Origin of the sequence: Neoluteolibacter marinus (assembly GCF_014904755.1) — a bacterium.
Lineage (GTDB): Bacteria > Verrucomicrobiota > Verrucomicrobiia > Verrucomicrobiales > Akkermansiaceae > Haloferula > Haloferula marina.
The window spans coordinates 25,965-40,165 of sequence record NZ_JACZFQ010000106.1 but is presented as its reverse complement, the minus strand read 5'-3'; the positions used below and the strand labels follow the sequence as shown (position 1 = coordinate 40,165).

At 65.6% G+C, this 14,201-nt stretch carries 10 protein-coding genes; 4 read left to right on the top strand and 6 right to left on the bottom strand.

What is annotated here, in order from left to right:
* Nucleotides 1-2 precede the first annotated feature (2 nt).
* The 4 genes from IG178_RS21215 to IG178_RS21200 form a co-directional block, all read right to left on the bottom strand.
* Nucleotides 3-2,081 (bottom strand): TonB-dependent receptor, encoded by a 2,079-nt coding sequence (locus tag IG178_RS21215; protein WP_193214593.1) that lies wholly within the window; start codon nt 2,079-2,081, stop codon nt 3-5.
* A 142-nt stretch (nt 2,082-2,223) separates the two neighbouring features.
* Nucleotides 2,224-3,534, bottom strand: coding sequence for a sensor histidine kinase (locus IG178_RS21210; protein WP_193214592.1), 1,311 nt, complete (start codon nt 3,532-3,534; stop codon nt 2,224-2,226).
* 2 nt (nt 3,535-3,536) lie between these two features.
* Nucleotides 3,537-4,214 carry a response regulator transcription factor gene (locus tag IG178_RS21205; protein WP_193214591.1) on the bottom strand — a complete coding sequence of 226 codons (678 nt, stop codon included), beginning with the start codon at nt 4,212-4,214 and terminating at the stop codon, nt 3,537-3,539.
* Between the two features lie 72 nt (nt 4,215-4,286).
* Nucleotides 4,287-5,399: an Lrp/AsnC family transcriptional regulator gene (locus tag IG178_RS21200; RefSeq protein WP_193214590.1), complete on the bottom strand. Its 1,113-nt coding sequence runs from the start codon at nt 5,397-5,399 to the stop codon at nt 4,287-4,289.
* Between the two features lie 164 nt (nt 5,400-5,563).
* On the opposite strand from IG178_RS21200, the gene IG178_RS21195 reads away from it, so the two are divergent.
* A complete protein-coding gene (locus IG178_RS21195) occupies nt 5,564-6,097 on the top strand; it encodes a hypothetical protein (protein WP_193214589.1) in 534 nt (177 codons plus the stop codon).
* Nucleotides 6,098-6,307: 210 nt separating this feature from the next.
* On the opposite strand, the gene IG178_RS21190 is transcribed toward IG178_RS21195, so the two are convergent.
* On the bottom strand, nt 6,308-7,630 hold the full coding sequence (locus tag IG178_RS21190) for a CCA tRNA nucleotidyltransferase (RefSeq protein WP_343226026.1): 1,323 nt from the start codon (nt 7,628-7,630) through the stop codon (nt 6,308-6,310).
* A gap of 113 nt (nt 7,631-7,743) precedes the next feature.
* On the opposite strand from IG178_RS21190, the gene IG178_RS21185 reads away from it, so the two are divergent.
* The 3 genes from IG178_RS21185 (at nt 7,744) to IG178_RS21175 (ending at nt 13,290) form a co-directional block, all read left to right on the top strand.
* The gene (locus tag IG178_RS21185; RefSeq protein ID WP_193214587.1) at nt 7,744-8,811 is read left to right on the top strand and encodes an efflux RND transporter periplasmic adaptor subunit; all 1,068 of its coding nucleotides are present in this window, start codon (nt 7,744-7,746) and stop codon (nt 8,809-8,811) included.
* Between the two features lie 4 nt (nt 8,812-8,815).
* Nucleotides 8,816-11,965, top strand: coding sequence for an efflux RND transporter permease subunit (locus IG178_RS21180; protein WP_193214586.1), 3,150 nt, complete (start codon nt 8,816-8,818; stop codon nt 11,963-11,965).
* A 128-nt stretch (nt 11,966-12,093) separates the two neighbouring features.
* Nucleotides 12,094-13,290, top strand: a complete 1,197-nt coding sequence (locus IG178_RS21175; protein WP_193214585.1) for a prepilin peptidase — start codon at nt 12,094-12,096, stop codon at nt 13,288-13,290.
* Here the strand turns inward: IG178_RS21175 and IG178_RS21170 are convergent.
* Nucleotides 13,287-14,174, bottom strand: coding sequence for a 3-methyladenine DNA glycosylase (locus tag IG178_RS21170; protein ID WP_193214584.1), 888 nt, complete (start codon nt 14,172-14,174; stop codon nt 13,287-13,289). The two genes, IG178_RS21175 and IG178_RS21170, sit on opposite strands and share 4 nt — an antisense overlap.
* Nucleotides 14,175-14,201: the final 27 nt, after the last annotated feature.

Here is a 14,201-nt window from a genome sequence, read left to right as displayed (position 1 = left end):
GGTTAAAACTCCGCCCGGATGCCGGCGACCACGCCGCGGCCGCCGAGGGGGGCGACTTCCTTGAGGAAGGACGTGCTCAGGCGGGCTTCCTCGTCGGTGAGATTGGTCCCTTTCAGGAAGAAGGTGGTGGTCACGTCGCCGAGGTCGAGCTGGTAGCTGAGCGCCGCATTCACCAGGAAATAGCTGTCGGTGGGCAGCTCGCCGGGTGCGTGGCGGTCCTGGTGGGCGGCGTACTGGCCGTCGATCCTGAAGGTCAGGGCGTCGCGGCCGTATTCGAGCGCGACTCCGCTGCGGAACGGGGGAATGCGCGGTAGCGGATCGCCGGTGCTGCGGTTTTCGGCATGGACGTAGTCGGCCTGCAGGCTGAGGTCGAGGCGCTGCGATACCGACACCGGGGATTTGGCATCTTTGGCTTCAGACGGGGTTTCGAGCAGGTGGAAGGTCGCCTCGATCTCGCCGCCCGTGAAGCTCGCGGCAACGGGGGTGTAGTGGTAGATCGGGATCAAGCCGCCGTCCTCCGGATCGACAAAGTCGGTGCCGGTCGGGGCGAGGTTGATGTAGTCGTCGAAGCGGTAATGGAACACGCTGGCCGATCCGGTGACGCGGCCGGTGTTCTTCCGCAGGGAGAGGTCAAACGACAAGGCGTCCTCGGTGCCGAGGAAGGGGTCGCCAATTTCGAAGGTTCCCGTCGCGACGTGGGGGCCGTTGGCGAACAGCTCGACGTAGGTCGGCGGACGGCGGGTGTAGGCGGCCGACAACGCGACCGCGTAACCGTCGGCGGGTTCCCAGACCAGGCCGGTGGAAGTACTAAAGGCATCGAAGTCGCGCTTCATCGATGGTCCGAACGCCGCGGAAGCATCGGTCTCGTGGTCGTGATGGTCGTAGCGCGCGCCGAATTGGAACCGGAGGTCGCCCAGGGGGACCTCCTCGAACAGGAACAGGCCGACCGCCTGGTTTTGCACGGGTGGCAGGAAGGCCTCGTCGCCGAGGGCGGAGAAGTCGTTGGTGCCGGCTTCCATCCCGATGGCGCCCTCGAAGGGGCCGAGCTTCTCGTGGAGCAGTTCCACCCGACCCTGGAAGCCTTCGATCAGGAACTCGGTGCCCGGTTCGATACCTTCGAATTCCGTATGCTGGTAGTCGCTGTAGCTCAGTCGGTAGTCGATCTCCCGGATCCACGTGGCCGGCTGGTCGAACGCGCCGCGGAGGTCCCAGCGGCGCTGCCGGAGGTCGATCGTGACGTCGGGTTCCGCCACCGTGCCGTAAAGGGAGTCCTCGCCGGAAAAGGAAAGCCCGATGTAGCCGCCCTCATGAAACCAGGTGCCGCCCAAGGCCGCGCCGCGCGATTCGGTCGCGCTGTTCGGCAAGATGCCATAAGCCTCGGTTTCCCCGGGGGGCAGTGGATCAAGGGCCCGGGCGCGGGCCGATCGGGCGAAGCCCGGGATCTTGAGGTTGTCGGTCTGGGTGCTGAAGGCATCCAGGTGGAAGGCGAAATCTCCTTGGCCGTAGTCGAGCTCGCCGGCGTATTGCTCGAGGTTGTCGACCGATCCGAAGCGGCTCGAGAAGCTGCCGGTCGGCCGCGACCCGGTGAAGGGCTGGTCCGGAATGCGGCCGTCGATCACATTGACGACCCCGCCCAGCGTGTTCGGTCCATAAAGCAGGGTAGCCGGGCCGCGGACGACTTCCACCGATCGGGCGGTGAGCGGATTGCTGGCCACCGCGTGGTCGGGGCTGACGTTCGAGACATCGAGCACGGAAGTTCCGTTCTGCAGGATGCGCACGCGATCCTCCCCGAGCCCGCGGATCACCGGCCGGCTGGCGCCGGGCCCGAAGGCGGTCGAACTGATCCCGGGTTCGTCCCGCAAGGTTTCGCCCAGGGTTGATTCCAGGTTGAGCATCAGCTTGCTGCCGGACAGGAGGTTCGCCGGCTGTGCCTGCTCGAAGAGGGTGCGATCGGTGGGCGAGCCGGTGACCAGAAGCTCATCCAGCGTGCTGAGGTCCGCGGATTGGCCGGAAGCAGTGGCGTGAAGGAGGCAGGCGCCGGGGAGGGCGAGAGAGACCCAGGAGAAGCGGTTCGATTTCATGAGGTGTGGAGATCCGTGGCCCCGGGGGAGCTTCCGGGGCACGGCCCTGCATGAATTGAATCCGCTCCAAATTTGCAAACACAAAAAAACTACAACAACAAAAATGACGCGATAGATCCCGTGCTGTGGAGCGTGTGGCGGCTCAGCTTTCCGGTGGCGTGCCGACTTCGATCTCCGGGGCCTTGCCGAGCTCGGGCAGGGCATTGGCCTCGGCCTCTTCCAGGAGCCTGGCTTCGGCCTCCCGTGGCACTTCGATGGTGAAGCGGGTGTCCTGGCCGGGGATCGAGGTGACCTGGATGCTGCCGCCGTGGGCTTCGATGGCCCGTTTGACGATCGAAAGCCCGAGGCCGGTGCCCTTGATCTCTTCTTGCGAGTGGTGCTTTTCCACCCGGTAGAAGCGCCGGAAAATATGGGTCAGGTCGGCGCTGGGGATGCCCACGCCATCGTCGCTGACCCAGATCCGCGTGACCTCTTCGTCGCGGACGCAGCCGATGGTCACGGTCAAGCCCTTGCGGGGGTTCTGCTTGAGGGCGTTCTCAACCAGGTTGAACAGCACCTGGGTCCAGTAGAAGCGGTCGCCGGCGAAGGTCAGGTCGAGGTCCGGCATGTCGATGCGGATCGTCGCTTCCTGGTTGTGGATCACCGACTCCAGCCGCTCCAGCACGTCGTTGAAGCAGGAGCGCATGCGGAATGGCTTCACCTTGAGCGCGGCGGCTTCGCCGGATTCGAGGCGGGAGATCACCAGCATGTCCTCGACGATGCGGGAGATCCGCTCGGTGTGCTTGCGCATCACCTTGAGGAAACGGCGGGTCAGTTCCGGATCGTCGAGGAGGTCGTCGTCGATCAGGTTCTCCAAATAGCCGTTGATGATGGCCAGGGGCGTGCGCAGTTCGTGCGAGGCATTCGCGACGAAGTCCTTGCGGATCTGCTCTGTCTGGTATTCGCGGGTCACGTCACGGATCACAACTCGGGTGGTAGGGTCTTCCGCGGGACTGTCTGAAAGGCGGGCGGCATCGATGATCCAGGCATTCACGCCGCGGCGTTCCTGGTCGCCCAAGGGGGAGGATTGTTGGGCGAGGACCGCCCGGGTCACGGTCGGTTCGCCGGTCTCGAGGCAGCGCATCAGGGCGGCGGCGAGACGTTGGTCGAGGAAGGCCTCGTGAACCGTCCGGCCGGTGAGATCCCGGCCGCGGAACAGCGTGCGTGCCGCCTTGTTGGCGAAGCGGACCCGCGCATCGGCATCGACCAGCATGAAGGCGTCGCCCAGGGCATCGAGCAGCTGGTCGCGTTCCCGGCGCGACTGCGCCATGTCGATGTCCAGCTTCATCCGCCACGACGACACTTCGCGGGTGAACTCCGCCCGGGCGCGCCGCAGGCGCAGGGCCGTGACCGCCAGCGCCAGCAAGGCACAGAGCGCGGCAAGGACGGCGGCGATGGTGAACGGCTCGGGCATCCTCAAAGGGATGACACGCAGTAGCCGATGCCTCGCACGGTTTCAACCATCGCTGCATGTTCGCCCAGTTTCTGACGGAGCCGCTTCATGTGGGTGTCGAGGGTGCGGCTGTGAACCTCGTCGCTGTATCCCCAGACCGTGCGGAGCAAATCGTTGCGGTCCTGAGCCTTGCCGGCGCGCTCGGTGAGGAAGAGCAGCAGCTTGAACTCGGTGGAGGTCAGTTCAACGGGTTCACCGTCGAGGTAGAACTTCAGGGCGTTCTTGTCGAAACGGAAGGGGCCGTAGGTGATTTCCACCTGGCCGGGCGGGCCGTCGCTGCGCTTGAGGACGGCTTGCACGCGGAGCATCAGCTCCTTGGGCGAAAAGGGCTTGGTCAGATAGTCGTCGGCGCCGGCCTCGAGGCCCTGAATGCGGTCCTCGGTCTGGGCCCGGGCGGTGAGCATGATGACCGGAATGTCGCGGCTGCGGTCGTCGCGGCGGAGCTCCTTGAAGACGCCGTAGCCGTCCTTGCCGGGGAGCATCAGGTCAAGAATGACGAGGTCGGGCCGTTCGCGGATCGCGACCTCGGCCCCCGAGATTCCGTCGTGCGCCTTCATCACTTGGAACCCGGCGCGCTCCAGGTTGAAGCCCACCAGGTCCGCGATGTCGCGTTCGTCCTCGACGATCAGGATTTTCTGCATGCGCGGTGAGGTTTACGGGGGCCGTGTGACGCCGGGAACGGAGGGCGTGTGACGAATTCGTCGCAAGTCCCGTCAGGCCGGGGGCGCTGCCATCTTGCGGTGCCAGTCCTTGTAGACCTGCGGGGAAATCTCCGACGGTTTGATCTCCGAGCGGCCGCCCCAGAAGACGTTGGTGTAGCTGACCGGGATGCCGATCGAGTCGAGGTGGCGATCGATGGCGGCCTTGTGCTCGAGCACCCGGTCCTTCTCGGTGCCGTGGACCACGCCCATGATATTGACGTCGCCGAACTGCGGGCCGCCTTCGCGCCAGTAGCAGTGGGTCATGCAGAAATGGCGGCCGACCTCGCCGCCGGCCTCGATCTCGCGGCCCTTCGGCACGGCCCAGTGGAAGAGGCCGTTGAAGCGGGTAACGCGCTCGCCGGTGGACGACGGCTTGACGTGCTCGAGGAAGGTCGAGAAGCGGCCGATGACCTTCTTCTGGTTCAAGGCTTCAGCAATCTCGCAGTAGCGCTCGAGGGGCATGCCGAGCCGGGCGGCGCGGGCTTCCCAGGGGTTGGGGACGATCTCGTCGGGAGCGAGCTCTTCCTTCAGGGAAAGGAGCACCGACCATTCTTCCGGGCTCAGGTCGGCGGGCACGGTGTTCATCATCACCGCCGGCTCGTCGGCCTTGTCCCCCGGTTCGAGGGCGCGGCGGCGGATATGGCCGACGCCGAGCGCGAACACGCCGTTGGCGGGCATCAGGAGGTATTCGGTGGCACCGGTCAAACGCAGCAGGGCGGTCGCGTGTTCGTCGAGCGACTCGCCGACCGGGACTTTCAAGGTGGTCCACAGGCGGTAGCCGGAGCCGGAGACCTCGGTGTCCGTGGACCGGATGACCACGTGGCCGGAGAAGGGGTCTTCCTTGGCCATGAAGTCGAAGGCGGCGTTGAGCTTTTCCTCGGGCACTTTCCAGGCGACCAGGGCCCCGTGTGCCAGCTTGGTGGCGAGCATCGTCTGGCGGACGCGGCGGATGATGCCGGCTTCGAGCATCGCGCGGATCCGTTCCAGCACGGTGTCGAGGGGGACCCCGCTCTTTTCGGCGATCACGTGAAATGGCTCACGCTGGAAGCCAGCGACCAGATCCTCCGAAACGGCCAGGATCTTTGCGTTGATGGGGTCGGTGTGCTCGACAGGGATCGTTTGCATGGCGGGGACGCTAGGCCGTCCCTTACGCGCAAGCCACGCGGAATTTGCGGAATTCCTCCCGATTCATCGCACGCCGCCGGGGCAAGCGGCTCGCGGCTTCAAGCTCGCCATGCGGCGGAAAATCCGTCTGGATCTACGGTTGATTGGCCAAGCCGGGAAATCTCATGAAGCCGGAAGCGCTCCAAAAGCTCTCGTTCCTTGTGTTGCGCGGCTCGCTCCTGCTGGCCTTGGGCGCCTTGGTGGCGTTGGGGATCTGGATGGCAGCGGACCGGCAGGAGGCCTGGGTTGGCTTCGAGGGGCTGGTGATCCTGATCTTGGTCGGAGGGGTGATGGCGACGTGGGGGAAGAGGTTCCTGGTGAGGTCGGGCTACGAGGTGTCGGACGAGGGGCTGATCGTTCACCGGGCGCTGGGATCCCGGATGATTCTCTACCCGACGATCACGCGGGTGGACCGGGTTCGTCGGGTTGCCAGCGCGAGGACCGAGATGGTTCGGGTCACCTTCCGGCGCGGGTGCAAGCAGGAGGCGGTGAAGATCCGGGTGCCCCGGCCCGACCTGCTTGCCGCCGAGGTGGTGAGGCGCTGCCCCCAGCTCAAGTCGAGCAGCGCGCAGAAGCTGGCTCGCGACCGGACATTCAGGGCCGCGGAGCAGCTGCTCCGGGGCGCTTCTGCGCCGAACTCGCCCGAGGTGGACTACTAGATCCGGAGAGGGTGCAATGCTGGAGACGGATTGATTGAAACAATTGATCGAATCGAAAGATTCAAATGATTAGATTGTTGGTTTTTAGTGGTTTGTGTTGTTTCAATTGGGCTTCTTTTCGAGGCGTTGATGGAAGATTTGCTGGTGTTTAAGTGCCCATTTGACTCGATCGATGCAAAAGGCTGCTCCCTCAGGCTCGGTGAGTCTCGATCATGAATCCTTGATCTGATCGAGGAGCCACTCAAGGGCGTGCTCGCGGCTGCCGAGTCGGCCTTCGAGTTGCTCGGTCTGCGCTGATTCAAGCAGTTCCTTGAAATGGGGGCCGGGTTTCAAACCCCGGGCGATCAGGTCGCGACCGGTGATCAAGGGTGGCGGGATCAGCGGTTCGGCGGCGAACTCTTCGCGCTTCCCGAGCAGGAAGTCCAGGTTCTCGGTGAAGCCGTTGGAAGAGGCGCAATCGACCCGGTGCAGTTCCAGTTCCAGCGGGAAGGTCGGGGTGGCCATGAAACGTTTGAGTTTCGCCGTGCGCATCTGCTGCACGTTCATGAATTGCATGTGGCGGCCGACCATGGTGGTTACGGAATCGATTGTTTCATTCGGATATTTCAAACGACGCAGAATCACCTCTGTCATCGTGGCGCCCAGGGCATCATGGCCATTGAAACGGATGCGTCCGGCGTCTTCGTCGAAGGTCCGGGTGGGCGGCTTGGCGATGTCGTGAAGCAGAACGGCCAGGCAAAGTTCCAGCGGTGCGTGGTCGCCGAGCATCTCCAGCATGATCCGGGTGTGAACGTAGACATCGCCTTCGGGATGCCATTCCGGCGGTTGTTCACAGCCGATCAGGTCGAGGACTTCGGGGAGGAAATGGCGGATCAGCCCCGAGTCGACCAGCAGGTCCAGGCCCCGGGCCCGTGCCGGCAGGACCAGTGTCCGCGAGAACTCGTCGCGGATCCGCTCCGCGGCGATCCGTTTCAGTCCGTCGGCATGCTCGCGCATGGCGGCCCAGGTGCCGGCTTCGATTTCAAACCCGAGCTTGGTCGAGAAGCGAACCGCCCGCAGCAACCGCAGGGAGTCTTCGGCGAAGCGGTGAACCGGATTGCCGATGGCCCTCAAAACGCCAGCCTCGAGGTCGGCCCGGCCGCCGACGTGGTCGATGATCTCCCCGCTTTCCGGATCTTCAAACAGGCCGTTGATCGTGAAGTCCCGGCGATGGGCATCTTCCTCCGGGGTGGAAAAGGCCACCTCCGCCGGGCGCCGGCCATCGTGGTAGGAGCCGTCGGTGCGAAAGGTCGCGATTTCGACCATGTGGCCCTTGGACTTGGCGATCACCACGCCGAAGTGGGCTCCGACTTCGTTCGCCCCGGGAAACAGCCGGACGACCTCGGCGGGCGTCGCGGAGGTGGCAATGTCGTAGTCCTTGGGTTCCTTGCCCAGCAGATGATCGCGGACGCAGCCCCCGGCGAAATAGGCGAGGTGACCCGCATCGCGGAGGCGGTGGGCGAAGGAGACGGCGACGTTGCGGGCTTCTGGCACGACCATGGTGTTAGGGCAGTGTGTGGACGGCGGCAAGGCCCGGTGGGCTGGAAACGGCCGTTTGATCCCTTGAGTTCGCCGGCGTCCCCGCGATAGTCGGCGCCATGTGCTGGATGCGAGTCCCCCTGTTCCTGACAATCGCCGCCGTGGCCGCGGCCGAAGATCCGCCGCGTCCGGTGACGACGGCGACGGCGGTTTCAGCGCCCCTCGAGCGCCAGCTGGAACTCACCGGCACGGTGACGGCCCATCGCCGGGCCAGCCTTTCTTCGCGGACCGGCGGCTTGATCGGGAAAATCCAGGTGGACGCGGGGAGCGAGGTGACGGCGGGGCAGGTGCTGATGGAGCTCGATACCGAACTGGCCGGGCTGACCCTGGAGCGGATCTCGATCGAGCTTGAGCAAGCCGAACTGGAGCTGGCCGAGGCGCTGCGCAAGGTCGAGGAAGTGCGCGACCTCACCCGTCGCGGCGGCTTTCCGCGGTCAGAGGCGGAGTCGCGCGAGACCGCCGCGAAGGTGCGCGAAAGCGAGGTCCGGCGGCTTCAGGTGCAGAAGAAGGAGCAACAGGAAATCATCGGGCGTCACCAGCTGGTTGCGCCCTTCGCGGGGGTGATCGGCCGCAAGTTCGCCGAGGAGGGCGAGTGGGTGGAGACCGGCACTCCGGTGGTGGAACTGGTGGAAACCGGCGACCTGCGGCTCGACGTGCAGGCGCCGCAGGAGGCCTTTGCCCGGCTCGATGGCGAGGTGCGGGCCACGGCGGTGCTCGACGCCTGGCCGGGCCGCGAGCTCGATGCCCGGATTCTCGTGCGGGTGCCGGTGAAGGACCCGGTTTCCAGGACCTTCCTGGTACGGCTTGAAATGACCGATCCCGAGGATCTTGCGTCCCCCGGGATGTCGGCGCGGGTGGTTTTCCATTCCCGCGGCAAGGTGCCCACGGTGCAGGTGCCGCGGGACGCCGTGGTCCGCTTTCCCGATGGAACCGCGAAAGTTTGGACGATCGAGCGGGAGGGGGACCGGGACGTCGCGAGGTCCCGGCCGGTGAAGCTCGGCGTGGAACTGATCGGGAAGATCGAGGTGCTCGAAGGCGTCGCCGGCGGCGCGACGGTGGTGGTGCGCGGCAACGAGGGCCTGCGCGAGGGGCAGCCGGTGAGCAAGCTCGACGACGGTCCAAGCGGCGACTCCTGAACCGATGATCGACGCCATCCTCAAGCGCGGGACGCTGGTCACCGTGGTCACCGCGATGGTGATGCTGCTGGGCATCATCGCCGCCACGCGGGTGCCGGTGCAGATGATCCCGGACCTGGACGTCCGCATCGTCTCCATCCAGACCGGCTGGCCCGGTGCGACCCCGCAGGATGTCGAGAAGGAGATCGTCATCGAGCAGGAGCGCTACCTGCGCAGCTTGCCGAACCTCAACCGGATGACCTCGCTGGCCTCCACCGGCCGCGCCGAGATCGAGCTCGAGTTCCCCTTTGGCACCGATGTCAACGAGGCACTGCTGCGGGTGAACAACGCCCTCAGCCAGGTGCCATCCTATCCGGAAAACGTCGACGAGCCGGTGCTGCGGACCGACTCGTTTTCCTACAACGCCTTCATGGCCTTCAACGTGGTGCCGATGGTCGGCAATCCGAAGAACGTCGACATCCACATGATGTTCGACTTCATCGACGACCACGTGCGCCCGGCGCTGGAACGGGTGCCGGGCGTGTCGCAGGTCGAGATCGGAGGCGGGGTGGAGCGGCAGATCCGGCTGCTGGTGGACGCGGCGAAACTGGCCGAACGGAATCTGTCCCTGACCGAAGTCCGCGACGCGGTCCGCAACCGCAACCTGGATGTTTCCGGCGGCGACATCGACAGTGGCAAGCGCCGCTACCTGCTGCGCACCGTCGGCCGCTTCGACAAGCTGGAGGAGCTCGAGGACCTGATCCTGGCCCGCCGCGGTGACGCGATCATCCGCCTCGGTGACGTGGCGACGGTGCAGCTGAACCACGCGGAGCTGCGGAACCTTTCCTACAACAACGGCGAGGCGAACATCCGGCTCGGTCTGATCCGCCAGACGGGCTCGAACGTGATCGGCATCAAGGAGGCCGTGCTGCCGAAGATGGATGAGATCAACCGCGACATCCTCGAGCCGGCGGGCCTGACGATGTACTTGAGCAACGACGACGTGCGCTACGTCGAGGACTCGGTGGCGAACGTCCGCAACAACATCGTCATCGGGGCCTGTCTGGCCGCGCTGGTGATGCTGCTGTTCCTCAGGTCGCCGTCGACCACGCTGATCGGGATGTGCGGCATGCCGATCTGCACCGTGGCCGGCTTCATCGGGCTGCTGCTGCTCGGCCGCACCATCAACGTCATTTCCCTTGCCGGCATCGCCTTCGCGATCGGGATGACCATCGACAACACCATCGTGGTGCTGGAAAGCATCCAGCAGGAGCGGCAAAAGGGGAAGGATCGCTTCGAGGCGGCGCGCGACGGGGTCAAGGGGGTGTGGAGCGCGGTCCTGTCGGGCACCATGACGACGGTGCTGGTGTTCCTGCCGCTGTTGTTCGTGAAAGAGGAAGCCGGGCAGCTCTTTTCCGACATCGGCATCGCGATCTCTTCGGCGATCATCGTCTCGATGGTCGTCTCGATCACCCTGGTGCCGGTGGCCTATGCCAACCTGCCGGGGCGCCGCCGTCAAAGCGAGGCGGTCGCAGGCCGCCGCCAACGTTTGATCCCGCCGATCTTCTGGATGCTCGCCAAGCCGTGGCGGAGGTGGACATGCATTGCCGGCACGCTGCTGGCGACCGGTGCCGCGGTCACCTTCTTGACCCCGCCGGCGGAGTATCTTCCGGAGGGCGAGGAGGCGAAGTCATTCTCGTCCATGATCGCGCCGCCGGGCTACAGCCTCGCGGAAATGGAGGTCATCGGGAAGAAGCTGCAGGACGAGCTGCTGCCGGCGCTCGACCAGGATCCGGCGGCCTTTGACCGCGGGGAAACGGAGATCCCGGCACTCGACCGGGTGACGGTTATCATCCAGCCGCAGGCGCTGCGGGTGATCGCCGTGACCAAGAACCCCAAGCACATCGATCCCTTCATGGAGATCCTCAACGAGCGCTTCCGCGCCTACCCCGGCATGCGGGCGTTCTCGTCGCGGGGCTCGATCATTTCCAGCAACGACGGCGGCACCCGCGCCGTCACGCTCAACATCAGCGGCCCGGACCTGCCGGAGATCTACCGCACCGCGCTCACCGCCTACCGCATGGCGGGGGAGGCGATCGATGACGCGCAGATCAACTCCGTGCCGTCCTCGCTGACCCTCGGTCAGCCGCTTCTGGAGGTCCGGCCGAAGTGGGAGCGCCTGGCCGAGATGGGCTTCAGCGCCCGGGAATTCGGCTACTCGGTCGCCGCGCTCACCGATGGTGCCTTTGTCGACGAGTTCTTCCTCGACGACGACAAGGTCGACATCTTCCTGTTCAGCCGGGCGGCCAACCGCCAGCGGCTCGACCGGATTTCCGACCTGTCGATCCACACGCCGCGGGGCGGGGTGGTGCCGATCGGTTCGCTCGCGGACATCACCGAAACCGTCGACACCGCGGAAATCCGGCGCGTCGACGGCCGGCGCACCGTGACGCTGTTTGTGATCCCGCCCCGTTCGGTGCCGCTGGAAACCGCCGTGGCGACGGTGCGGGAGAAGGTGATCGAACCCCTCCGCGCGGACGGTTCGCTGCCGCCCGGCGTCGCGATCAACTTGTCCGGGGCCAGCGACCAGCTCGACGCCACCCGTGAGTCGCTCGGCGGCAACATGTGGATCGCGGTGGCGCTGTGCTACCTGCAGCTGGTCATCATCTACCGCCACTGGGGTTCGCCGTTCCTGATCCTGGTGACGGTGCCGCTCGGGATCAGCGGCGGCTTGGTCGGGCTGTGGCTCCTGAATTTCGTCGGCGGACACCTGCCGTCGTTCGGGCTGCCGGCGATCCAGCAGCCCTTCGACATGATCACCATGCTGGGCTTCCTGATCCTGTTGGGCACGGCGGTCAACAACCCGATCCTGATCGTCGATCGCGCGATGCAGAATCGCCGCGAGGGCGGCATGGGGCTGCTCGACGCGGTGAAGGATGCCGTCGCCTCCCGCCTGAGACCGGTGATGATGACCACCGCGACCACCTTGATGGGTCTGGCGCCGCTGGTGTTCATCCCCGGGGCAGGGACGGAGCTCTACCGTGGGGTCGGCGCGATCGTGCTGTTCGGCCTCGCCTTCACCGCCGCGATCACCCTGACCTTCCTGCCCGCGCTGCTGGTGGTGGTCCTGGGGGCGATCGACCGGGTGGCGGGTTGGCGGGCCAGGCAGGCGTAGGGAGCGCCGACTTTAGTCGGCTTCGACAGGTCGACCTCTTCAGGGATTCCGGCTTCCTTCACGGAGTCTTCCAAGCCGACTGAAGTCGGCGCTCCGTTAAGCTGTAGGAGAAATTTCGGATTTCCGAAATGCTTGGGATGCGATTCAATGCCGCCACCTTGATCCAGATTTTCCCTTCCCTGGCCCACCCGGTCTGGTTCGTTCCGGCCTTCCTGATCGGGGCCTGCATCGGTTCGTTCCTGAACGTGGTGATCTACCGCGTCCCGCTCGGTTTGTCGGTGAACGAGCCGAAGCGCTCCTTTTGCCCCAAGTGCAAGAACGAGATCCCGATGCGACTCAACGTGCCGCTCTTCAGCTGGCTGTGGCTGCGTGGGAAATGCGCCAAGTGCAAGGCACCGATCGCGTTCCGCTACTTCGCGGTCGAACTTCTCACGGCGCTGCTCTTTGCCGCGATCTGGGGATTCCTCCGCGCCTCGCTGGGGCTCGGGCCCTACCTCCAGCTCGAGGTCGCCGCGCTGTTACCACTGTGGATCATGGCCGCGCTATTCATGGTCATCACCTTCATCGATGCCGAGCATCTGGTGATCCCGTTGTCCTTCACCTGGGCCTCGTCGATTGCCGGTCTTGCCGCCGCGGCGCTGTGGCCGAAGTTGCCGGACCTCGCCTCCTGGGCGAGCGAGGATCCCATGCTCGCCGACGGGCTCAAGCAGTCGGGGCTCGGCTGGGTGATCGGATTCTTCGGCCTGTGGGCGGTGGTGTTGTTAGGCAAGGCCGCCTTCGGAAAGAAGAAGATGGAGTTTCCCGAGCCGGTCGACTGGCGGCTGATCGAGCCGGAAAGCGATGAGGATCCGATCTGGTTCGAGATGAACGGCGAGCGCACCGGCTGGTGGGATATCTTCTTCCGCAAAACCGACCGGTTGGTGATCGAGGCCACCGAAGTCCGGGCGAACGGCGAGGAGGCCAAGGCCGGGGTGGTGACCATCCGCGAGACGGGCGTCGAGCTCCCGGACGGCCGGATCATTCCCATCGAGGAGCTGAAGGCCCTGGACGGCAAGGCCCCGCGCGCCGTCATTCCGCGCGAGGCGATGGGAATGGGCGACGTCCATCTGATGGGTTCCATCGGTGCCTTCTTCGGCTGGGCGGGCGTGTTCTTCAGTCTGTTCGCCGCGTCCCTCTACGCCATCGTCGCGGCCGTGCTCGGGCGGGTCGGTTTCGGCATGCGCCTGCCCTTCGGGCCCTTCCTCATCCTCGGCGCGCTGACCTGGATGTTCGGCGGCTGGAAGATCGCGCAGTGGTATTTCGAGAACCTCGCGGGCGGCTTCTAGGCACCGCCCGGTTCCAGCGTGAGATCGAGGGCGGCGATCAGCCGCTGGCGCAGCGGCGCGCTTTTCGCCGCCAGCCGCGACTGCTCCTTTTCGTAGTCGCGGCGGCCCGCGGCGGTCTCGATCTTCACCGGCTCCAGGCCGCAGGCGCCCAGGTCGTAGGGGCTGGCCCGCATGTCGAGGTCGCGCAGCTCCATCGCCAGCTCGAAGCAGTCTAACAGCAAGTCCGAACCCGCCCACGGCATCGCCTTGAACGACCATTTGTAGAGGTCCATGTTGGCATGGATGCAGGCCGGCTGCTCGAAGTCCTCGCGGGTGAAGAGCGCGGGCTGCAGCCGGTTCAGCGGCTGCGTGTCGGGGTGGAAGAAACGGAAGGCGTCGAAGTGCGAGCAGCGGATCGGTCGGGATTCGACCAGCGCGTCGATCTCCCGCTGCGGCAGGCGCAGCGGGGTCACTTCGCCATGGCGCACGTTCAAGCCGCGATACACCATCGCCCATTCGTGCAAGCCGTGGCAGGCGAGGTTCGGGGCGCGGTCGCGGGTGGCGGCCAGCAACTCCCGCAGCCACACCAGCCGGGCCCGTTCCTTGTCGGAAAGCAGGGTGGGGTCGGCGAAGAGCGCCTCGCCGTCGCGACGGTAGGGGCCCTTCGTCCAACAGGCGGGAAGAGGATCAGAGGCTTCCACCGCCACGCCCACCGGAGGATGCCATTCCTCCAGCTTGGCGAACGAGAACGGGTAGTAGGTGAACAGGAAATCCTCCACCGGATCGGGATTCCTGGCGGCCCGGCGGGAGCGGGCGGAGACCGTCCAGCGCTCGGCCCGGGCACGATGCAGGCGCAGCCGCTCCTGCCAATCGGCGGTCTTCAGGAGGGTCGAAATCGCGGTCACGCGCGACGGCGTATCACGAATTTGGAA